Annotated in this window: 22 protein-coding genes and 1 pseudogene; 10 read left to right on the top strand and 13 right to left on the bottom strand. The window is 31.7% G+C overall.

The window, feature by feature from the left end; genetic code table 11:
* Positions 1-51: 51 nt before the first annotated feature.
* Positions 52-918: a homocysteine S-methyltransferase family protein gene (locus ACY3IT_RS00330; protein WP_463082805.1), complete on the bottom strand. Its 867-nt coding sequence runs from the start codon at positions 916-918 to the stop codon at positions 52-54.
* Positions 919-988: 70 nt separating this feature from the next.
* On the opposite strand from ACY3IT_RS00330, the gene ACY3IT_RS00325 reads away from it, so the two are divergent.
* Positions 989-2,212, top strand: a complete 1,224-nt coding sequence (locus ACY3IT_RS00325) for a glycerol-3-phosphate acyltransferase (protein WP_463082804.1) — start codon at positions 989-991, stop codon at positions 2,210-2,212.
* Here ACY3IT_RS00325 and ACY3IT_RS00320 read toward each other — a convergent pair.
* Entirely contained in the window at positions 2,209-2,922 is a 714-nt protein-coding gene (locus tag ACY3IT_RS00320) for a glycosyltransferase family 2 protein (protein ID WP_463082803.1), read from the bottom strand. The two genes, ACY3IT_RS00325 and ACY3IT_RS00320, sit on opposite strands and share 4 nt — an antisense overlap.
* Before the next feature lie 102 nt (positions 2,923-3,024).
* Here ACY3IT_RS00320 and ACY3IT_RS00315 point away from each other — a divergent pair, with 102 nt between their 5' ends.
* From ACY3IT_RS00315 to ACY3IT_RS00305, 3 genes are read left to right on the top strand one after another with little or no spacing between them, the layout of a single operon-like run.
* Positions 3,025-3,486 (top strand): RNA polymerase sigma factor, encoded by a 462-nt coding sequence (locus ACY3IT_RS00315; RefSeq protein ID WP_463082802.1) that lies wholly within the window; start codon positions 3,025-3,027, stop codon positions 3,484-3,486.
* Positions 3,476-3,871: a hypothetical protein gene (locus tag ACY3IT_RS00310; RefSeq protein WP_463082801.1), complete on the top strand. Its 396-nt coding sequence runs from the start codon at positions 3,476-3,478 to the stop codon at positions 3,869-3,871. Before ACY3IT_RS00315 ends, ACY3IT_RS00310 begins: the two co-directional genes overlap by 11 nt.
* A gap of 49 nt (positions 3,872-3,920) precedes the next feature.
* Entirely contained in the window at positions 3,921-4,385 is a 465-nt protein-coding gene (locus ACY3IT_RS00305) for a hypothetical protein (RefSeq protein ID WP_463082800.1), read from the top strand.
* Positions 4,386-4,413: 28 nt separating this feature from the next.
* Here the strand turns inward: ACY3IT_RS00305 and ACY3IT_RS00300 are convergent, their stop codons facing one another.
* From ACY3IT_RS00300 to ACY3IT_RS00290, 3 genes are read right to left on the bottom strand one after another with little or no spacing between them, the layout of a single operon-like run.
* Complete coding sequence (locus ACY3IT_RS00300) at positions 4,414-5,841, bottom strand: phosphomannomutase/phosphoglucomutase (RefSeq protein ID WP_463082799.1); 1,428 nt, start codon at positions 5,839-5,841, stop codon at positions 4,414-4,416.
* 42 nt (positions 5,842-5,883) lie between these two features.
* Positions 5,884-7,056, bottom strand: coding sequence for a M20 metallopeptidase family protein (locus ACY3IT_RS00295; RefSeq protein WP_463082798.1), 1,173 nt, complete (start codon positions 7,054-7,056; stop codon positions 5,884-5,886).
* The gene (locus ACY3IT_RS00290; RefSeq protein WP_463082797.1) at positions 7,053-8,441 is read right to left on the bottom strand and encodes an HD domain-containing phosphohydrolase; all 1,389 of its coding nucleotides are present in this window, start codon (positions 8,439-8,441) and stop codon (positions 7,053-7,055) included. Before ACY3IT_RS00290 ends, ACY3IT_RS00295 begins: the two co-directional genes overlap by 4 nt.
* 72 nt (positions 8,442-8,513) lie before the next feature.
* Between ACY3IT_RS00290 and ACY3IT_RS00285 the strand changes: the two genes are divergently transcribed.
* The 3 genes from ACY3IT_RS00285 to ACY3IT_RS00275 are packed head-to-tail and all read left to right on the top strand — an operon-like array spanning position 8,514 to position 11,261.
* The gene (locus tag ACY3IT_RS00285) at positions 8,514-9,749 is read left to right on the top strand and encodes a competence/damage-inducible protein A (protein WP_463082796.1); all 1,236 of its coding nucleotides are present in this window, start codon (positions 8,514-8,516) and stop codon (positions 9,747-9,749) included.
* Positions 9,750-9,776: 27 nt separating this feature from the next.
* Positions 9,777-10,235 carry a TspO/MBR family protein gene (locus tag ACY3IT_RS00280; protein ID WP_463082795.1) on the top strand — a complete coding sequence of 153 codons (459 nt, stop codon included), beginning with the start codon at positions 9,777-9,779 and terminating at the stop codon, positions 10,233-10,235.
* A gap of 21 nt (positions 10,236-10,256) precedes the next feature.
* The gene (locus ACY3IT_RS00275; protein ID WP_463082794.1) at positions 10,257-11,261 is read left to right on the top strand and encodes a helix-turn-helix transcriptional regulator; all 1,005 of its coding nucleotides are present in this window, start codon (positions 10,257-10,259) and stop codon (positions 11,259-11,261) included.
* 46 nt (positions 11,262-11,307) lie between these two features.
* Here ACY3IT_RS00275 and ACY3IT_RS00270 read toward each other — a convergent pair whose 3' ends face one another.
* The 3 genes from ACY3IT_RS00270 to ACY3IT_RS00260 are packed head-to-tail and all read right to left on the bottom strand — an operon-like array spanning position 11,308 to position 13,349.
* Positions 11,308-12,090, bottom strand: a complete 783-nt coding sequence (locus tag ACY3IT_RS00270; protein WP_463082793.1) for an ABC transporter permease — start codon at positions 12,088-12,090, stop codon at positions 11,308-11,310.
* 1 nt (position 12,091) lies between these two features.
* Positions 12,092-13,108 carry an ATP-binding cassette domain-containing protein gene (locus ACY3IT_RS00265; protein ID WP_463082792.1) on the bottom strand — a complete coding sequence of 339 codons (1,017 nt, stop codon included), beginning with the start codon at positions 13,106-13,108 and terminating at the stop codon, positions 12,092-12,094.
* Positions 13,095-13,349 carry an AbrB/MazE/SpoVT family DNA-binding domain-containing protein gene (locus ACY3IT_RS00260; RefSeq protein ID WP_463082791.1) on the bottom strand — a complete coding sequence of 85 codons (255 nt, stop codon included), beginning with the start codon at positions 13,347-13,349 and terminating at the stop codon, positions 13,095-13,097. Before ACY3IT_RS00260 ends, ACY3IT_RS00265 begins: the two co-directional genes overlap by 14 nt.
* Before the next feature lie 160 nt (positions 13,350-13,509).
* Between ACY3IT_RS00260 and ACY3IT_RS00255 the strand changes: the two genes are divergently transcribed.
* The 3 genes from ACY3IT_RS00255 (at position 13,510) to ACY3IT_RS00245 (ending at position 16,862) form a co-directional block, all read left to right on the top strand.
* The gene (locus ACY3IT_RS00255) at positions 13,510-14,094 is read left to right on the top strand and encodes a TetR/AcrR family transcriptional regulator (RefSeq protein ID WP_463082790.1); all 585 of its coding nucleotides are present in this window, start codon (positions 13,510-13,512) and stop codon (positions 14,092-14,094) included.
* Positions 14,091-15,104 carry an NAD-dependent epimerase/dehydratase family protein gene (locus ACY3IT_RS00250; protein WP_463082789.1) on the top strand — a complete coding sequence of 338 codons (1,014 nt, stop codon included), beginning with the start codon at positions 14,091-14,093 and terminating at the stop codon, positions 15,102-15,104. The genes ACY3IT_RS00255 and ACY3IT_RS00250 overlap by 4 nt, the downstream gene beginning before the upstream one ends.
* A gap of 108 nt (positions 15,105-15,212) precedes the next feature.
* The gene (locus tag ACY3IT_RS00245; RefSeq protein WP_463082788.1) at positions 15,213-16,862 is read left to right on the top strand and encodes a Na/Pi cotransporter family protein; all 1,650 of its coding nucleotides are present in this window, start codon (positions 15,213-15,215) and stop codon (positions 16,860-16,862) included.
* 31 nt (positions 16,863-16,893) lie between these two features.
* On the opposite strand, the gene ACY3IT_RS00240 is transcribed toward ACY3IT_RS00245, so the two are convergent.
* From ACY3IT_RS00240 to dcd, 5 genes and pseudogenes are all read right to left on the bottom strand, one after another.
* Positions 16,894-18,294, bottom strand: a complete 1,401-nt coding sequence (locus tag ACY3IT_RS00240; protein ID WP_463082787.1) for a mannose-1-phosphate guanylyltransferase/mannose-6-phosphate isomerase — start codon at positions 18,292-18,294, stop codon at positions 16,894-16,896.
* A gap of 67 nt (positions 18,295-18,361) precedes the next feature.
* A pseudogene (locus ACY3IT_RS00235) lies at positions 18,362-19,394 on the bottom strand (L-Ala-D/L-Glu epimerase).
* Between the two features lie 3 nt (positions 19,395-19,397).
* Entirely contained in the window at positions 19,398-20,780 is a 1,383-nt protein-coding gene (gene zwf / locus ACY3IT_RS00230) for a glucose-6-phosphate dehydrogenase (RefSeq protein WP_463082786.1), read from the bottom strand.
* Positions 20,781-20,785: 5 nt separating this feature from the next.
* Positions 20,786-21,655, bottom strand: coding sequence for a hypothetical protein (locus ACY3IT_RS00225; RefSeq protein ID WP_463082785.1), 870 nt, complete (start codon positions 21,653-21,655; stop codon positions 20,786-20,788).
* Between the two features lies 1 nt (position 21,656).
* Positions 21,657-22,241: a dCTP deaminase gene (gene dcd / locus ACY3IT_RS00220; protein WP_463082784.1), complete on the bottom strand. Its 585-nt coding sequence runs from the start codon at positions 22,239-22,241 to the stop codon at positions 21,657-21,659.
* Positions 22,242-22,319 lie beyond the last annotated feature (78 nt).

Below are 22,319 nucleotides of genomic sequence, written 5' to 3'. Positions count from 1 at the left end.
AAGAATTAAATACTTCCAAGGGTATATGAAATTATAGGCTATTAAAGATTGTTATAATATAGGATAGAACTCTTTGAATACACCTATATGTGTAGGGGTAGTACCACAACAACCCCCTATAAAATCTATACCTAAGTTAAGCATCTCTTCTACAAATTTTTTAAAATCATTGGGAGTAGCGGGATATATAAGTTTTCCATTTTCCCATTTAGGAATTCCTGCATTAGGTTGAATAAGTACTGGAAGGTCTGTAGTTTCTCGTATAATTTTAGCGATCTTAACCATATCTTCTATACCTTTTCCACAATTTGCTCCCACAAAGTCTGCTCCTTCTTCTTGTAATTTTTTAATAGATGTTTCTACTTCATCCCCAAAAGGAGTTTTTCCTTGATTTCCAATCCATTCAAAACTCATAGTTACTCCAACCAAGGTGTTGTATTTTTTCGCAGATTTTAGGGCTATCAAGGCTTCTTGTAGAGAAATCATGGTCTCTATAAGTATGAAATCAACACCAGTATCTACTAATATTTTTATCTGTTCGGAAAATACCTCTTCGGCTTCTTCTTCATTTATATCTCCAAAGGGTGCCAAAAGTTCACCTAAGGGACCTATTGATCCTGCAATGAATACTTTTCCTTCTGATGCTTTTTTGGCTATTTCTACCCCTTTTCTATTTATTTCCTCGATCTTGTCCTCAAGTCCTGCTCTTCTTAACCTTATTCTATTACCACCAAAAGTATTGGTTTCTATAACCATGGCTCCTGCCTTTATGTAATCTCTATGTACTTCTTCAACTAAGGATGGATTTTGAAGGTTTAATATTTCAGGAGGAGATCCTAGAGGAAGACCTCTTCTCTGTAGCTCTGTGCCCATAGCTCCATCAAAAAATAATTTTTTTGGAAGATTTATTCTTTTCATAATGGGAAGTATAGCATAAAATGAATTAGAAAGGGTAGTAATAAGAAATAAAATTTTTGGGGGCGTAAATATGACCACTTTAGTTAGGGTTCTTATATCGTCCTTAATAGGATATCTTTTTGGTTCCTTTTTACCAGGTTATTTTTTACCTCTGTGGATTAAAAAGATTGATATTAGGAAAGTAGGAGATGGTAATCCTGGCACATTGAATGTAAAAAGGACAGTTGGAGGATTCTTAGCCTTTATTACTGCTTTATATGATGTTCTTAAAGGATTTATACCTATGTTTATAGTTAATTATCTATTTAAATATTCTCTTCCCTATACATATTTGGCAGGTTTTTCTGCTGTTTTGGGGCATAAATTTCCCTTTTATTTGGATTTTAGAGGGGGAAGAGGGTTTGCTACTTCTTTAAGCCTTTTCTTTTTTATATTTTTTAAGGTAATTTGCCAAAGCTTTTCAGTATTGCAGGTCTTTTATCTTTTATCATATATTATTCTTTATGCTTTATTGCTTAATATGGCCATAAAGGGTAAGGGTGATGTATTTACTATGACCATGTTTCCTATTATAGTTACTTTTGTAGGGCTTAATATTGGCTTGAATGCAGACTTTTGGTTTATGTTTTCTTTAGTTTTTATTATTGTTATGGAGGCAGTTAAAAACTTAATAAGGGATGGATTTAAATTTTACACTGAAAAACATACATTTTGGAGGATAATGTCACGTCCCTTTGCTTTATTCTTTATACCTCTTACTATTATATTTTCCAGAATATTTGTAATTATATTGATAGGCATAATTCTTGCTCTTTTCTTTACAATTGATCTCTTAAGGATTTTATTATGGAAAGTAGAGAACTTTTTCCAGTTAGAATTTTTTAAAAACTTCAGAATTTTTAAGGAGAAAGAGAAGGGTAGAGTTTCTTCTATAACAAACTTTCTTCTTGGAATATTTTTGAGTTTTGTCCTTTTTGATATAAATATTTCTTTTGCTTCTCTTGGATTCACATCCCTTGGAGATATGATGGCAAAATGGATTGGAATCAATTTTGGTGAAAGAAAGATATTTAAGAGTAGTAAAAAGACATTGGAGGGTTCTCTCGGTTTTCTATGTGCTAGTATAACTTGTGCTTTCTTTCTTTGGTATTTTAATATATTACCCTTTTATTTAGTGTTTATAGGAGCAATAATAGCTTCCATTGTTGAAGCTGTTCCAAACCCTATTGATGATAATTTTAGTGTGCCTATAATATCAGGAACAGTAATGGAGTTATTATATAGGCTTTTTTAACGAAGTACTTTGTATTTGATCTTTTTCTTTTTATTATAGGGCAGGGATGCATAGTACATCCATTGGAATAATTGTTTTATCCATCCATTTTTCTCAAATCTTCTTGTGGATGAGTAGACCTTATTAGTCTTAAAGAAGAAATATTTTGCCCTTTTCCTACATTGTCTTATCATCATGGTATCTTCATCAAAGGTTAAGCTTTCATCATATCTGAGATCCTTTAAAAGATCCCTTCTTATTATCTGTATAGATCTTGTTGTTTTTGTGGTCTTATTGGCAAAATTATAAAAATGGTACCAACATCTTGCTTTTTTTGAATCTGGATAAGGTAGGAGTGATACCATACCACATCCTAAATTTTCATTAGCATGTTCATGTAGATATTTGTTAAGATCCTTTAAGAAATCTTTTTCAAAATAGGTATCCGCATCTAAGAATATCGCCCAATTACTGTTTTCAGAGAGATTTTCAATGCCTATATTTTTGGCTTTAGAAACACCTGATTCCTCTATGGATATAATTTTAAACCATGAAGGAGAAAATTTTCTGATTACATCAAGGGTACTGTCTGTAGATCCGTTTTCTACTATGATTACTTCTAATTTTTCTTGAGGATAATCTATTTCTTTGAGATGTTCGATGGTGTACTCCACATATCCTACTTCATTGTGGGCGGGTATTACAATTGAGAAAAAGTAATAGTCATCCAAGAAATATGTCTCCTTTCATGCAATTTAGCATTTATTTTATAACATAAAGAGAGCTTATGCAATTTTTGGAAAATTTATATATCTGTTATATAATTTTATTAAATGGATTATATTGAGAAATATTTTAAGATTTATGGTGAAGAAATTTACAGATTTCTGAGAAGATTTTTGAAGGATGAGGAGATAGCAAAAGATATCCTTCAGGAAACTTTTCTGAAAGCCATGAAGGTATCCTTAGAAGAAGAAAAAGCAAAGAATTATCTTTTTAAGATAGCCAAAAATCTTGCTATTGATTATTTAAAAAAAGAGAGAAGATGGGTTTATGAGGAAGAATTATTAGAAGGGAGTGTAGAAGATCCGGAGTGTATAATAGAGAGGGAGGATATATGGAGACCTCTGAATGAAATTGAGAAGGAAATTTTAATTTTTTATTATTATAAAGGCTATTCATATGAGGAGATAAGTAAAAAACTGAGTATTCCTCTTAATACCATAAAAAGTCATATTTATAGGGCTAAAAAAAAGATATATAATTATTTACAAGAAGAGAAAAATGAATTGTGAAGAATTTAGAGAGAAAATGTTTTTATACCCTGATGTGGATGGGGATTTCTTTTTACATCTTCAATCTTGTGAAGAGTGTAAAAAGGAATTTGATAAGTTTTTACAAGTAGAAAAAATTATCAGTGAAAAAGTTTATGAGGCAGGAATAAGAGAGGAATGGGAGAGAGTATCTCTTGATATACTTAAAAGGTTAAGATTAGAAGCAGTAAAAAGAAAGATTTTAATTATCTTCTTAATATTTTTAGAACTAATTTTCTTCTTTTTATTTATCTTTGTTATTTATAGGTTTTTAAAGGTTTTTTCCTTTAATTTTTCATTTATTTATTTGATCTTTAAAGGCCTTTTAGTTCTTATTTCTCAAATGAACTTTTATCTTTTTTATTGACTCTTATATTATTTATCTTCTATACAGAATTTAAAAAAAGATCCTTTAGGTGAAAAGGTTGGATAGAAAAGAGATTGATTTAGAGAAATTAGAAAAATCTATTAGGAATATAGTTAGGAGAATGAATATAGAGGATATAGTGAGACGGGCTATTGAACATTATGATCCTCCTACTCTGAACGGTATTGTAGCTTTAGATCTAAAAACAGGTGAGGTATTTAGCTATTCTTCTTTGGAAAATCCTGTATTTAATAATACTATTGTTACCCTTTATGTACTTTCTATATCTCGTTTCCCTTTAGATAGACTATTTTCTGAAAAAGATTTAAATATTGCTAAAATGCTTCTTGGGGATAGTTGGAATTTAAGTGCCAGGGATATTGCGAATGCTCTTGGTAAGGATTTTAAAGAGATAGAGGATAAAATATTTGAAATTATTATGGATGAGGATTCACCAGAAGAAGAGATAATCGAAAATGTTCTAAGTTATGTAAGAAAAGTTATTTCTTTGTAGAAGAGGAGAAGGGGCTTAGCCCTTCTCCTTAGCAAGCTTCTTTGATTATACTTTCAAAAACCTTATGGTAAAATTCTAATTTTTCAGGGGAATTTGCTTCAAATCTTAATACAATTACTGGTTCTGTATTACTTGCTCTTGCTAATGCCCATCCATCAGAAAATTCAATTCTTACACCATCTATTGTTATGACCTTCTGTATATCTTTTTCTATTTCAGGATACTTTTCTTTTAATCTATCAAAGAAGGTCTTAATGATCTCAAATTTTTTCTCTTCACTGCAATGGACTCTGATCTCTGGTGATGCATATACTTCGGGAAATTCTTTAAGAAAATCAGAGAAAACAAAATTTGGATTATTAAGCTTTTCTATTGCATATAGTTCTACGAGTCTAAAAGTTGCGTAGATGGCATCATCATACCCGAAAAATCTGTCATTAAAGAATATATGTCCACTCATTTCTCCTGCAAAAAGTGCATCTTCTTCTCTTAGCTTTTTCTTAATAAGGGAATGGCCTACAGGGGATAGTACTGGAAGTCCTCCTAATTTTTCTATTAGGTCAAAAAGATATTTGGAGCATTTGACTTCTCCTATGATTTTTCCTCCTGGTCTTTCCTTTAATATTCCTTTGGCAAAGATATAGGCTAATCTATCTCCATATACAACTTCTGCCTTTTCGTCTACGATTCCCAACCTATCAGCATCTCCGTCATAAGCTATACCAAAATCAGCCTTTTCTTTTAATATGGTTTCTCGTAATGTCTTTAAAGTTTCAATTACCGTAGGATCAGGGTGATGATTTGGGAAGTTTCCATCAGGTTCTGAGAATAAATCAATTACTTCAATTCCAAGTTTTCTAAGTACATCAGGAGCCACTAATCCTCCACATCCATTTCCAGAATCTACAACTAATTTTATGCTTCCTTTAGGGAGTTTTGTTATGGCGGAATTTCCAAATTCATTAATGAGAAATTCTTTGTATAAAGATATGATGTCAAAGGTTTCATAAGTGCCCTCTTTATTTGGTATTTGATCTTTAAGATTAATTGCTATCTCATATAACTCTTGAATTTGAGGACCATAAATAGTTTCCTTCCCTACACAGATTTTCATGCCATTAAACTGAGGTGGATTATGGCTTCCTGTAATCATAATACCGCCATCTACAGGGAGCTTGAAAAGTGAAAAATAAAGAAGTGGGGTTGGGCAGAGCCCTATATCTATAACGCTTATCCCTGAAGATCTTAAACCTTCAATTAGTCCTTCTGAAAGTTCTTTTGAAGATAATCTTGCATCTCTTCCTACTGAAACCTTTAGATCTTCTTTATTTATTCTTTTTTTAATAAATTCTGCGTAAGCTTTTCCAATTGTTTTGGCTACTTCTCTATTTAAATTTTTTGGTACTTCTCCCCTTATATCATACATTCTAAATATAGTTTTATCTAAGTTAAACATTTATTACTTCCTCCCTCTTAACATTTTTTATTTTCACAAAAATTATATCAGATTTTGTAATGCTATTCTAACAAACATTTCTATACCAATTGCCATGGCTTCTTCATCAAAATCAAAATAGGCTGAGTGATGGGGTTGAATAAAGCCTTTTTCTTCATTTCTTGAACCAAGGAAAAACATGGCTCCAGGCCTTTCTTCTAAAAAGTATGAAAAGTCTTCTCCTCCCATGGAGGGAGTCATTTCCTCTATATTATCTTCACCTATAACTTCTTTTGCTATATTTTTAACAAATTCTGCCTCATGATCATCATTTTTTCCTGGAGGATATCCAAATTGATATTCCAGATCTACCTTACAGCCAAAGGCTTCTCCTATTTTTTGAGATATGGTTTTAATTCTATCTCTTACTTTTTCTGCTATTTTTCTATCAAAGCTTCTTACTGTACCTTGAATTTCTGCTTCCTCTGGAATTACATTAAAGGTATTACCGCTTTGAATTTTACAAACACTTAGTACAAAAGGAGTTAAAGGATCTATCTCTCTTGAGGGGATGGCTTGAAGGGCTTGAACCATATTTACTGTTACGATAACGGGATCAATAGTGTGATGAGGTGCAGATCCATGTCCTCCCTTTCCCTTTATCTTTATAGTAAAGGCATCCGCTTGAGCACAGAATACCCCTTTTCTTATTGCTATTTTACCTTTCGGTAAAAGATTCCATAGGTGAAGGGCATAAACTTTCTCTACATATGGATTTTCAAGGATTCCTTCTTTAATCATAAGTTCCGCTCCACCTGGAGGAAGCTCTTCAGCGGGTTGGAAGGCAAATTTAACATTTCCTTTTAATTGATCTCTAAGTTTACTAAGAATTTTGACAGTGCCTAATAATATGGCTGTATGACCATCATGTCCACATGCATGCATAACTCCTTTGTGCTTTGATTTATATGGTACATTATTCAACTCCTCCAAAGGTAAAGCATCAATATCAGCTCTGAACAAGATAGTCTTCCCATTTTCCTTCCCTCTTAATATGCCTAAAACTCCTGTTTTAGCTACATTTTTCCTTACCTCAATTCCATTTTTTTCAAGATAGTTTACTATTTTCTCAGAAGTTTTATATTCTTGAAACCCTAACTCAGGATACATGTGAAAGCTTCTTCTAAGCTCGATTACCTCTGGAAGTATTTCCTTGATCATCTCTTTTAAATTCATAGTCTTATCCTCCCTTTGTCTATGGCATATAGTAAAGCATCAACCACATTAGGATCATATAAAATACCTTTATTATTTTTAATTTCGTCTATAGCAATTTCTAAGGGTAGGGCAGGACGATAAGGTCTATGAGATGTCATAGCTTCTAACACATCTGCTACTCCTATTATTCTTGCTTCTATAAGAATCTCATCATTTTTAAGGCCTAAAGGATATCCTGATCCATTTATTCTTTCATGATGTTGATATACTACAGGAGCCACTTCTTGTAAAATATTTATTCTTTTCAGGATATTATAGCCTGTTTCTGTATGTGTATTTACGAGTCTCTTCTCCAATGGAGTTAGTGGACCTGGTTTGTTTAAAATCTCAGAGGGAATAGAAAGTTTTCCTATATCATGTAATAAAGCACAAATATTTAAAAACCTTATCCTTTCTTGAGTGAAACCCAATAGTTTCCCTATAACTGAAGATATTTTAGCAACCCTTTTTTGATGTCCAGAGGTATATGGGTCTTTTAGTTCTACAAGCTCGGAAGATACTTTTATTACTTGATATAATGAGGATCTTGCTCTTCTTTCTTCTATGGTTTTCTCTTCTAATTCTTTTTCTAATATTTCGTATAACTTGGCATTTTCTATTGCAAGACCGATAATAGGTATCATGAAGGATAGTTTTTCTATATCATTTTGAGTAAACGAATAGGGTTTGTCGCTATCAAGACCTATAATACCTATAAGATTATTGTTATATATGATAGGAATTATCAGATGAGATTTAATCCATGATGTTTCTGGTATGTATACCCAATTCGGATATTCATCAGTATTTTCTATAAGTAGGGGACTTTTAGTGGATATAACTGTTTTTATTGTGTAAAACTCTTTTTCTGTCAGTTCTAAGGTCTTGATAAAATCTGCTATATTGTATTTTTCATATCCTCTAAAAGCTAAAAATTTAATTTTATCTTCATAAAGTATTCCAATATTTGCAGATGTGTAGCTTACCACTTTTTCTATTTCTTCTAATATCTTTTCTAAAATTTTTCTTATATTTTCACTTTTACTTTTAACTTCTAAGTCTTTTAAAAATTCCTTTATTTCAAGGAGGATAATCTCAAATAGGCTAAGGTCTAAATTTGTAAGCTTCTCTTCTCCCTTGATTATTAATGTTAAAGGTTTTTCAGCGGTTTGTAGCAATTTTGAGCATTCATTTTCTGAATTTAGATATTTGGAGCTTAAATGGTAAGAAATATTTAGCTTATAAGGTCTAAGTTCATTATTTATTCTATTTATACAGTCTTCAAGATTTTCAGACCTTTTTGTTGCGTCTTTAATCTTCAGTAGTAAATTAAGATAGTTCAACATATTCTCCTTATTAACCATAATTAAAAATTATTGTAAACTATTATAATAATATCATGTAAAAGTAACTTTTAAAAGGAAAGAAAAATAGATATGATTTGTGAAGTATTATCAGTAGGGACAGAGCTTCTTCTTGGAGATATTTTAAATACCAATACACAATACTTAAACAGACGACTTGCTGAACTTGGTATAACGGTATATTTCAATACTACTGTAGGTGATAATCCTCAAAGATTAAAAAATGCTCTTGAAATTGCTTTTTCAAGAAGTGACATGGTAATTGCCACAGGAGGGCTTGGACCTACTAAGGATGATCTTACTAAAGAAGTTTCTGCTGAATTTTTTGGTAAAAAACTAATCCTACATGAAGAATCTTTAAATAGAATAAAAGAGTTTTTTGAAAAAAGAGGTTTACCTCTTACAGAAGGAAATATAAAACAGGCATATATAATTGAAGGGAGCAAAGTGATACCAAATGATTGGGGAACAGCTCCTGGATTGATTTTGGAGACTAATGGAAAAATATTAATTCTTCTTCCTGGTCCACCAAGAGAGATGATACCTATGTTTGAAACATACGTGGTACCATATCTTCTTACTCTTTCTTCCGAGACTATTCAGTCAAAAGTATTAAGAATCTGTGGTTTAGGGGAAAGTTTTATGGAAGAGAGGGTAAAGGATTTAATAGAAAATCAAACCAATCCAACAATAGCTCCTTATGCAAAAGAAGGAGAGGCTATTTTAAGAATAACAGCTAAGGCAAAAAGTAAAGAAGAGGCAGAGAAATTAATAGAAGAAGTGGAGAGAAAGATAAGAAGAAGATTAGGAGACTTTATTTACGGAGAAGGAGATATTACTCTTGAAGAGGTAGTCGTTAAATTATTGATGGAGAAGGGAAGAACTATTGCTATTGCTGAATCATGTACAGGAGGAATGATATCATCAAGAATTGTTAATGTGCCTGGAGTTTCAAAAGTGTTTAAGGAAGCAATTATTGCTTATAGTAATGAAGCAAAGATTAAGAGACTAAATGTTTCGGAAGAGACTTTGAGAAAATATGGGGCTGTTAGTAAAGAGTGTGCATTAGAGATGGCAAGAAATGTGGCTTTGATCTCAGGAGCAGATATAGGTCTTTCTGCTACTGGGATTGCTGGGCCAGAGGGTGGAACTTCTAATAAACCTGTAGGGCTTGTTTATTTGGGACTCTACATGAATGGAGCAGAGGATTATAAAGAGTTGAAACTTTCTGGTGATAGAAATAGAATTAGATTATATACTACTATAAATGCATTAGATTTTTTAAGGAGGCATATTTTAAATTCGTAAAATAATATATTTTTGGGGGGTAATATTATGGATATTCCTAAATTAGTTGTGAGTATAGCCATACCTTTAATAGTTGGTGGTATATCTGGATTTTTTTCCAGAAATGCAAAAGAAATATTTGATAAATTGGTTAAACCAAGTTTTGCTCCTCCACCTTGGCTTTTTGGCCCTATTTGGACAATTTTATATTTCTTGATGGGAGTTTCTTTATATAGAGTTTTAAAAGTTGGACAAAATGTTAGATTAGCATTAATATTTTTCAGTATTCAATTGTTTTTGAATTTTATCTGGTCACCAATCTTCTTCGTTTATGAAAAAAGATTGTTAGCCCTTTTTGTAATCTTATTATTGCTTGTTTTTGCTATAATCACAACTATAGAATTCTATAAGATAGATCGTTGGGCAGGGTTGCTTTTTATTCCATATTTATTGTGGTTATCTTTTGCAACCATATTAAATTATTCTTTGTATTATTTGAATAGGTAATATATAGGAGAGATAAATTTAATGAAAAGGACTTTAAAAATAAGTTCTCGAAAAGTTTTTGCAAGAATAAGTCTTATTCTAAAATACTTATCTGAACGTGATAATATAAGCTTGAAAGATATAAAAAGAAGGTTAAAAGAAGACTTAGAATTGTCTGTAAGTGATAGAACAATAAAGAGAGATATTCGTACTTTAAGAGAAGATTTAGGTTTTAAGATTCTTTATAGTAGAAAAAAGGATGGATATTATTTTGAAAAGAAACCTGAATTTTTCTTTCCCAAATTAACTGAAGGTGAAATTTTTACGCTTATTATTACAGCCAATTTAATTAACCAGTTTAAAAATACTCCTCTTGAAAAAGATTTTGAAAGCCTACAAAAGAAATTAGAAGCCATATTAACTGATAAGGTAGTTATATCTTCAGAAAGATTGCGAATGGCTCTTTCTATACCTTTTAACTTTATTAAGCCAAAAGTTGATATTAAAGATACTTTTGAGAAGATTTTTAGAGCAATTACACAGAAAAATAGAATATTAATAAAATATCATACTATTTCTTCTGATGAGGTAAAAGAAAGAAAAGTAGATCCTTATCATATATACAATTATGAGGGGATATGGTATTTTTGTGGATTTTGCCATTTAAGAAATGAGATTAGGGATTTTGCTTTAGATAGAATTGAAAGTGTAAAAATTTTAAAAGAGAAGTTTGAGATGCCTAAGGATTTTAATTTTTATGAGTATATTAAATCTGCTTTTAGAATATATAAAGGAAACGCAACTACTATAAAAATAAAATTTGACTCTTATCAAGCAAGATGGATTAGGGAAAGAATATGGCATGAGTCACAAAAAATTGAAGAACTTAATGATGGAAGTATCATATATGAGGTTACAGCTAATGAAGAAGAGATAAAAAGGTGGGTTATAGGTTATGGGGTACATGCTGAAGTTTTAGAACCTAAATCCTTAAGAGATTCTATAAAAGAGGAACTTAAGAAAATGATTGAGATTTATAATATATAGAATAGATTTTAAAGAGGGGAAACTTACTTTCCCCTCTTTTTTAAATTTAAGCTATACTTCTATTAAATTCATGTCTTGCAATAAATAACATTGATAATGCTAAAAATGTTATATATAAGAACCCTTTTATTAAATCTCCCATCTCCCATCCTGAAATTACAAGAGTTCTTAATGGGTTTACTACATAGGTTATAGGATTAAATCTGGCTATAGTAGCAAGCCAGTCTGGCATAACTTGTATTGGAAACATGGCACTACTGGAGAACATAAGAGGCATAGTGAGGAAATTGATAACTGCAGTTAAAACTTCCATGGTTTTAATTCTTGAAGCAATAGCTATAGATAGTCCTGCCATTGTGAAGTTAAAACATGCAGCAAGAAGTATTATGGTTATTATTCCTGGAATTCCTGTTGAGAATTCTACTCCAAATAAAGTTGCTATGATAATTATTATTAATGATTGAAAGGTTCCTTGTATGGCGGTAGCAAGCATTTTACCAAGTGGTATAGCAGTCCTTGATATGGGAGATGCTAACATTTTATGAAGATATCCCCATCTTCTATCCCATACCACGGAAATACCTCCAAATATTCCCCCAAAAAGAGAGGTCATAACTATAATGCCTGGAGTCATAAAGGATAGATAGTTTGCACCTCCAAAAGCTTGTCTACTAAATGGATTATCAGTTAATTTAGACATAACATTTCCCATTAAGGCAAGCCAAATTAATGGTTGGAATATGGTTACTAAGATTCTTACTTTTTGATCAAGCCAATGTTTAAGTTCTCTCCACATTACAGAATAAGTATCGTAGATTAATTTCTTCATATTATCTTGTCCTCCTTAATAATCTTCTCATTCTCATAGAGTCTTCTCTTGAACCATCTTCATCTCTAAATTCTCTTCCAGTATATGCTAAATATACATCATCTAAGGATGGTTTTTTCATGGTTATTGATGTTATGTTAATATCTATCTCAAAAGCAATTGAGAAAATAACTGGAATTAAGCTCTCTGCATTAGAAGCGACTATATTGCATTTGCTGTCTTTTGAACTGACATTTTTGACAGGGTCTAAACTTTTTATCCTTTTTATAAATCTTTCTAATTTTTCTGTTGAATTATCTTCAATGGTTAAAAATATGAGATCTCCTCCAATAGAGTTTTTTAGATTTTTAGGAGTATCTAATGCCTTTATTTCTCCCTTATCAATAATAGCTATTCTATCGCATAAAGAGTCAGCCTCTTCCATGTAATGGGTAGTAAGAAATATGGTCATTTTGTTTTCCTTTCTTATTTTTTGTACATATTCCCATATATCTTGTCGTGTCTGAACATCAAGACCTAATGTGGGTTCGTCTAAAAAAAGGATCTTGGGTCTATGAATTAGTCCCATAGCTATATCTAATTTTTTTCTCATTCCTCCAGAATATGTTTCTGCTTTGTCCTTGGCCCTATCATAAATTTTAAGTAGTTTTAATAACTCTTCAGCTCTCTCTTTTATTACCTCTTTAGGTAGATGATAGAACCTACCCTGAAGATACATGTTTTCCCATCCTGTAAGGGTGTCATCTACTGTGAGATCCTGGGATACATATCCTATTAGTTGTCTAACTTGGTTTGGTTGATGAACTATATCATATCCCAATATTTTAGCAGTACCACGTGTAGGCTTTAGTAGAGTTGTAAGCATCATTATTGTAGTGCTTTTTCCTGCCCCGTTTGGTCCTAAGAATCCAAAGATTTCTCCTTCTTCTACTTCAAAAGATATACCCTTAACTGCTTCTATATTTCCAAAGGGAGAATAGTAAGTTTTTGCTAAGTCTTTTACTTCAATCACCTTCATCTTTTTTTCCCTCCTTTAATATGGAGATAAACTTTTCAATTTCTGAAAGATCCTTACTAATTTCTGAGAAAATTTCCAATAATTCTTCTGCTTTTATTATCATTAGTCCTGCTTTTGGTCCAAAGCTCATTATGATTAATTTATCACCAGGCTTTAGATTAAATTCTTCACGAGCTTCTTGAGGAATTACAATCTGTCCTCTTTCACTAAGAGTAGCTATTCCGAATATTTTTCTTTTCAATCTGTTTTACCTCCTTTATTTATCATATTTTTCATACTAATCATTATAACGATATTAAGTATGAAAAACAAGAAAGATAAGTTAAATTTGTATTAAACTATTTTGTGTTTTATGTTATAATATAATACCGACTGGTTGGTATGAAGGAGGATATTAAAAAATGGATACAAGAGAAAGGATCATTATGGCTGGAGAAGAATTGTTTTCTCAGAGAGGTTATGATGCTACAAGTGTTTCTCTTATATGTGAAAGGGCAGGAGTTAGTAAAGGGGCTTTTTTCCATTATTTCTCTACTAAGGAGGAGTTTTTTTTAGAGATTCTTGATAGATGGCTTTCAGATCTTTCACAAAGAATTGAGAGTTATTTTAAAGAGCAGGACAAAGTTATAAATGGGTTATTAAGGACCACGATTATTTTTGAGGATATATTTAAAGAATCTAAGGAAAAATTTTATCTCTTTTTGGAATTTCTTAGAAAAGGAATTAACGATGAAAGGATTCTTAATAAGCTTGGAGACTATTTTAGAAAATATAAAGAGTATTTTTCTCTTTTAATAGAGAGGGGGAAAAGGGAAGGAAGCTTTAAAGATATAGATTCAGAAGTATTCTCATCACTTATAATTTCTTATTCAATAGGTATTATATTACAGCAGATTTTTGATAGGGATTCCGATTGGGGAAGGATAAGTAGAGAAGGTGTGAATTTGATAATTTCAAGTATAAGAAAGGAGGAATCAAAGTTATGAAGGTTTTTATAACTGGTGCCTTTGGGAACATAGGTTTAAGTGCTATTGAGGAGATGATCAAACAGGGAGATAAGGTAAGGTGTTTTGATTTAAAAAATAGGAGAAATGAGAGGATCTTTAAAAATTTGAAAAAGAAATATGGAGATAGTATTGAGGTATATTGGGGAGATATAAGAAATAAAGATGAGGTAAAAAGGGGTATAGAAGGACAGGATGTGGTAGTACATCTTGCTTTTATTATTCCGAAACTTTCTGCAACAGGAATGGAATCTGAGAAGGTACCTGATATTGCTTATCAGATTAATGTCTTAGGTACCAAAAATATAATCACTGCAATGGAGGAATTACCTTATCCCAAGAAGTTAATCTTTACCTCTTCTGTACACGTGTATGGTTTCACTCAACATCTTAATCCTCCAAGAAAAGCCGATGATCCTGTAAATCCACCTGAGCATTATTCAAGGCATAAGGTTGAATGTGAGAATATGATTAAAAAATCTAATTTAGAGTGGTGTATATATAGACTTGCAGCTTCTCTTCCTATTAATTTAAAGCTTGATGTGGGTATGTTTGATGTACCTCTTAATAACAGAATGGAGTATGTGCATACAAAAGATGTGGGGTATGCAATTGCTAAAGGTGTTAGAAGTGAAAATGTATGGAGAAAAGTGTTACTTATTGGAGGAGGCCCAAGATGCCAATATTATTATAGGGAGATAGTAGAAAAAGTATTGGAAGGAATAGGAGTAGGAATGCTTCCAGAGGAAGCATTTTCTAATGTTCCTTTTGCTACTGATTGGATGGATACTAAAGAAAGTGAGGAACTTTTACATTATCAGAGGAGAACCATAGATGATTATGTGGAAGATGTAAAGAAAAGTCTAGGATTTAGATTGTTTTTTATAAAACTTTTTAGGCCAACGATAAGATATTTATTACTTAAAAAATCTCCATATTATAAGAAGAGGCCAATAAGCTTAAGAGTTATCTGGGAAGGATACAAATTGTAAAAGTTTCTTTAAAGATGATTAAAAATATATTAAAAATCAAGGTAGGTGATTTATTAATGGTATAATACGAATGGTCATATAATTTTTACATAAAGGAGAAAGATGTCTATGGAAGGATTTCCTTTGTCTTACAGAGAAGTAGGGCTTCTTTTAGGTGGTTTTAGCCTCTTCCTTTATGGAATCCTCCAAATGAGCTCAGGCCTTGAAAAAGCTGTTGGACCCCGCCTCAGAAGTATTTTTGAAAGACTTAATTCTTCACCCTTTAGAGGACTTTTTATCGGAGCTTTAGTTACCGCTATTGTGCAAAGTAGTAGTGCGGTTACTGTTTTAACTGTTACATTTGTTAATGCTGGACTTTTAACCTTAGAGGGAGCTTTGGGGATAATTTTTGGGGCTAACATTGGTACTACTATTACTGCTCAATTAGTAGCCTTTAAACTTACTACAGCAGCTCCTTATTTTCTCTTTATTGGATTCTTGACTTTATTTTTAGGACGTAGAAAGTATGTAAGAAATATAGGAGAGGCTATTTTAGGTTTTGGTATGATTTTTATGGGACTTTCTCTTATGGAGTCATCTCTTCATGCATTAAGATCATGGAGTCCTTTTCACAATGCAATAATAGCCATGGGAAGATATCCTATATTTGGTATCTTAACTGGTGCGGGAATAACAGCAATAATACAAAGCAGTAGTGTTACAACAAGTATAGTAGTAGCTCTTGCAGCAAAAGGAGCTATGGATTTTTCCTCAGCAGTACCTATAATTTTAGGCGCCAATATTGGTACATGTGTTACTGCTCTTTTAGCATCTGTAGGGACTAATATTTCTGCAAAAAGAACTGCCCTTGCTCATCTTTTTTTTAATGTAATAGGAGTTTTATTAATTTTTCCATTTTTGAATTTCTTTGAAAAAGTGGTATCTGTGACTTCTTCAGATGTAGCACGACAAGTAGCTAATGCTCATACCATATTTAATGGGATTTGGGCTTTTATATGGATCTTCTTTACTAAACAATATGCAGGAATAATAAGGAAAATCCTACCAGGAGAAGAGAGAGTATATAAAAAAGAAGCTTCTTTTCTTAAGCCACAACTTTTAGATACACCATCTGCTGCATTAGAAGCAGCTAAAAACGAACTCGTGAGAATGGCAGAAATAGTTGAAGACATGTATAATCTTACAATGGATGCACTCTTTAAAAATTCCACACAAAACTATAAGGATGTGCTTATTATGGAGGATATCACGGATGGTTTAAAAGCTTCTCTTATAAACTATCTGACTCAGCTTTCTACAGACTCTTTATCTGAAGGGGAAGCTAAAGAGCTTAATGCAATTTTAAGGGCAGTAGACGATGTGGAAAGAATTGCAGATCATCTTACCAATGTAATGGAAAAGGTGGAGGTGAAAAATTCAGAGAGAGTAGAATTTACAGAATTTGCATGGAAAGATTTATCAGAGTTAAGAGAATTGTTATATGAAAATATAAGAGATTCTTACAGTATGATAAAGGATAGTACTGTATCTTATTTGGATGAGGTTTTATTAAGGGAGGAAAGAATTGACTATAAAGTAAGGCAATCAAAAGAAAACCATATTGAGAGAATTAAAAAGGGTATTTGTAATCCTATAGCAGGAATAATATTTAGCGATTTATTGATAGATTTAGAAAGGATTAGTGATCATTGTGTAAATATTGCACAAGAGTTTTATGAAGTGAATCGAGTAAAAAGAGAAAAAGTAATTTTGAGATAAAAATAATAAAAAGGTAGGAACCAGACGGTTCCTACCTTAATTTTTCTTCTAATTCTTCTTCATCTCTGGTAAATATTTCAATATCTTCATCGGATAAGATATCTCCACTTTGTATCTCAATTATTTCTAAAGGGGTGTCTTCTGCGTTTATAAGTTGGTGCTTTCTCTCTTTTGGTACAAATATACTTTCTCCTTCGTATATAAAATATTTTCTATCATCTATTATTACTTCTGCAGTACCTTTTATAATTATCCAGTGTTCTGACCTATTTCTGTGAAGATGATAAGTTAGGGATGCTCCTTTGTTAATAGTTAACTTTCTTATAATATAGCCTTTATTTTTTTCAAGAATTTTGTACATTCCCCACGGTCTATATACCTCAGTATGGAATATAATTTCGTTTCTTTTTTCTCCTTCAAGCTTTTCAAGAAGCTTTTTAACTTCTTGTCCTTTACCCCTTTTGCTAATAAGTATGGCGTCATCTGTTTCAATAATTATTGCATCTTCGATCCCTATAACGCTTACTAATCTTTTATTACTAAATATTAGAGAATTTTTAGTGTCTAAGGTATAAACATCTCCTAAAACTACATTTCCATATTCGTCTTTTTCTTTTACTTCATAGAATGAATCCCAAGAGCCTAAGTCACTCCATATTATTTCCATGGGGATCAAAGCTACTTTATCACTTTTTTCCATGATTGCATAATCAATAGAGATATTGGGCATTGAATCAAAGTTTTCAATAATTTCTTTATAACTCTTAGAAAGATTCGAATAAATTTCAGGAGAATGCTTTTTAAATTCTTCTAAGATGGTGGAAATTTTAAAAGCAAAAATTCCAGCATTCCAATAATAGGAGCCTTCCTTTAAATATTTTTCTGCTGTTTCTAAGGATGGTTTTTCAACAAATCTTTCTACTTTTGTGTATTTACCTAAGTTTTCTCCTGCTTTTATATATCCGTAGCCTGTTTCTGGTTTTGTAGGTTTAATTCCAAAGGTTACTATATATCCATCCCTTACTGCAGAAAGGCCACTTTTCATATATTCAATAAATTTTTCCTTTGGCTCTATTAAATGGTCAGAGGGAAAGACAAATACCTCATCATCTGTGTCATTATGTAGTATTTCTAATATATATTTACAAGCTAAAGCAATAGCTGGAGCAGTATTTCTCCCAATAGGCTCCAATATTATATTTTTTGACATATATCTGGAGAATTTATCTGTTATACTTTTTATAAAATAGAAATATTCTTTGTTTGTTATAGTTACTATATCCTGAGGTTGTACTAGATCTAAAATTCTTTCATAAGTTAGTTCTAATAATGATTTGTCAGAGATTAATTTAATAAATTGTTTTGAAAATCTTTCACGAGAAAGTGGCCAAAGTCTTGTACCTTTTCCTCCTGCAAGTATTACAGCCTTCACTGTTACACCCCCTTTTATGATTTATTGATGGATAAAATGCATATATATTATAACATAATATATATGGTTAATTAACCCCGTAATATGGTATCTTTACTTTATATTTACCCCTAAATTTATCTTCTTTTAGCATGAAAGCACTATCTAAGTCGTGAAAGGTAAAGGCTCCTGTTCCAAGAGCAAAATGAATACTTTGATTAATCCCAAGACTTGATTCTCCCATGCATCCTAGCATTAAGCCTATATGCGAGGCTTGAGCTATTTCAACTATGTTCAAAGCATCAGATATCCCACATTTCATGAGTTTAATATTTATGTAATCTACTGCCTCATTTTTTATTAAATCCAATACGTCGTATTTATTTTTTGCACTTTCATCAGCTCCTATTGGATAGGGAGAATTAAATCTTACTAACCTTAAACCTTCCTTATCGTGGATAGGAACAGGCTGTTCTAATAAAGCTATGTCAATTCCTTTTTGGAAAAGTTTTTGGGTATATAGAATGGCTAACTTAGGGGTATAGGAAGTATTAGCGTCTAAAATATATGTAGCACCTTTTGTTCTTTTGTATATCTCTTCCATAACTTCTAAATCTTCATGAAGGTTCTTTCCAATTTTTTATCTTTAGTATTCTAAAGCCTTCTTTGTAGGCTTTTTCTGCTTCTGTAATTCTTTCTTCTATGGATGCTATACCTATAGTTTTATCTGTTTCAATAATATCTTTCATTCCTCCAAGAAATTCGCAAACATGTATTCCAAGTTCTTCGCATAGAGCATCAAGGACAGCATATTGTATGCTTGTTTTTAAACTTGGATGGGAAAAGAATTTGTCTGTTTTTGCAAAGATTCTTTTATATTTCCTGGTATTTTCTCCTTTTAAAGCGTCATTTATTGCCTTTTCTAAGCTTAATAATGACTCTACCCTTTCTCCAGTGACTCTAAAAGATGGAGACGCTTCACCAAATCCCGTGTATCCTTCTTCTGTTTCTAAAATTACTTCTATATTATGAGTACTGACAGATGTTCCTACTGATATGCTAAAGGGTTTGATATATTCAAAACTATTTTTCTTAAATTTAATAGATTTTATTATTCCCAAATATTAAAGATACCTCCATTCCCTGCCATCTTTTCTTATAAACTCTTCCGCCTCTTTAGGTCCGTAAGTGTATGGTTCATATATAGGGATATTGGGATCATTTTTCCAGAAATCCAATATTGGTTGTACAATCTCCCAAGATTTTTCTATCTCATCTTCTCTTATAAAGAGAGTTTGATCTCCTTCTATGATATCTAAAAATAGGGTTTCATATGCTTCAATGTTAGGTCCGCTCCATTCCATAGATGTAGGCATAGGGCAAGAGAGTATACTCCCTCCTAAGGGACGAAGTTGGAAATTTAAAACTATTTTATTTTCAGGTGCTATTTTAAAACCAATAATATTTTCTTGGGGAATGCAATCTAAAATTTTAGAAAATAAGCCTGGGATTTTTCTAAATACTATGATTACAGAGGTTTCTTTTTTCTTTAATTTTTTACCTGTTCTTAAATAAAAAGGTATGCCATCCCATCTTATATTCTCAATATAAAATTTTACTACCGCATATGTTTCCGTGTTTGATTTATTAGGATTTTCATCTATTAGATATCCTTTGTATTGGCCTCTTACTGCAAAGTTTGGTACTTCTTCATATTTTATCTCTCTAATACTTTTTAAAACTTTTACTTTTTCATCTCTTATTGCCTTTTCATCTATACAGCATGGAGGTTCCATAGCTATGAGAGATAAAATTTGTATTAAATGATTTTGTATCATATCTCTTAAAGCTCCTACTTTATCATAATATCCGAGCCTTCCTTCAACTCCTATGTCTTCTAAGGCGGAGATTTGAATATGATCTATAAAGTTTCTGTTCCATATACCTTCAAATATTATGTTGGAGAATCTTAAGCCAAAGATGTTCTGTACTGTTTCCTTACCGAGAAAATGATCTATTCTATATATCTCATCCTCTTTGAAATAATTCTTTAAAAGTTTATTTAGTTTTATTGCTGATTCAAGATCGTATCCAAAAGGTTTTTCAATAACAATTTTTTTCTTATTTGGATAATCTTTTAGAAACTCACCTAAATTTTTAATTATATTTTCAAAGGTAAAAGGAGGAGTAGCAAGATAAAAGATATATTCATCATCTTTATAATTAGATATGACGGTTTTGAGGTTAATATAATCTTCTGGTTTTTCTAGATCTAATTTAACAAAATCGAAAAGGGCTGAAAAATTATTATCTTCTGATTTTATAGATTCCTTTAATATCTTATAAAATTCTTCCTTATTTATATTAGGTCTTCTTCCTGTACTTATAATTTTTGTGCAATTTATAAGCCTATACTTCTTATAAAGACTATAAAGTACAGGATATATTTTATTCCTTGCTAGATCTCCTAATCCGCCAAAGATAACTATTATAAATTTCTTTTCCATTTAGGTCACCTCAAGATTTTTCTCACCTCATACCCATTTTGGGGATCTACTTTATAAGGAAGTAGAATCCATTCTTCATCATGCATGACCTCAGCATTTGGAATTAGAGTATACATGGGACTTAAAGTCTCCAATTCACAAAAATTGGATGATGTATAAACTTCTATAGCACAGTTATCATCTGGATAAAGAGCTCCTTCTATATAATTAAACTTCTTTATAAAAGTATAATTATCTGTTGTAACTCCAACGAAACCCTCGTAACCAGCGGTACCTACTTTTCCTTCTTCTCCTGAAGGATAAATGAGAAAGAGATCTTCTTCTGGTACAAATTGACTACTTTTTATATTTGTACTACTTGATTCACCCCATTTTTGCCAATAAATAATCTTTTTAAGCTGCCAATCTCCTCTTGTGCCCCATGGGAAAAAGATAATGCCCTTTTTAGGGGGAATACAGGTTAAAGCCCATATGGCTCCAGGATATAGAGTTTTACTTTTGTTTGTTAGGATATGTCTTACAATAAAATTACCATTTTTCTCTAAAATGCTTAATTTCTTTTCCATTTGGGTGATAGGGTCAAAGGAAATGAAGCTTATTTTATCCTCTTCTTCTACTACTTTACAGGGGCTATTATCAGGATTATAGGTATCCTTAGATTCTGGGGATATCCAAAAACGATGTCCTCCGTAAAGTTTCATTTCGCCAATGGATAGTTTTTCTTCTACATCATGAAATAGAACGTTTTCGCCATCCTTAAAACCAAAAAAGAGTATCCTTGGTCCTACATCTGCAGTAACAATCATTTTTAAGTTATTTAATGTAATTTCATAACAAACCTCTCTTTTTCCAAAAGATACTTTTCTCCACTCCATTTTATTTTTCCTCCTTTTTGCAAAAATCTATATCAAGCCTACTGGCAGTTGGCCCTTTTTGATTTTGGTATTTACTTCCCTCTTTTTTATAATATGGAATCTCGGAGGGTGATGTGAGGGTATAAAAAGATATTTGGCATATTCTCATGCCTGGATATAGTGCAACAGGTACCCGATTTATATTTGAAAGCTCTAAGGTGATTTGTCCACAGAAACCTGGATCCACATATCCTGCCGTTGCATGTACGATAATTCCAAGTCTTCCCAGGCTTGATCTACCATCTACCCTTGCCACTAAATCATCAGGCAGTTTAACTGTCTCAATAGTAGTACCAAGAACAAATTCACCAGGTCTTAAGAAAAAGGGTTTTCCATTTTCTACCTCTATTTTTTCCATTAAATCTTGGGGTTTATCTTGAGAAGGATCTATATATGCTCTACCTTCAACTTTAAAGTGGAGGAAGATATTTCCCAATCTTAAATCTACAGAAGATGGTTGAATCTGTTTTTCTGGGTCATCTAAGGGATGTATGTTTAGTTTTCCTTCTCTTAGATATTTTTTTATATCTCTATCGCTTAATATCAAGATTTGCCCTCCCTTCTTCTCTTTTAACTAATTATTATATCACTTTTTATTAGATCAACTATTGTTTAGTTTCAATTT

The organism is Dictyoglomus sp. GBS (assembly GCF_055179815.1).
The sequence above is the reverse complement of the archived record's forward strand: the minus strand, read 5'-3'. Positions and strand labels throughout refer to the sequence as shown.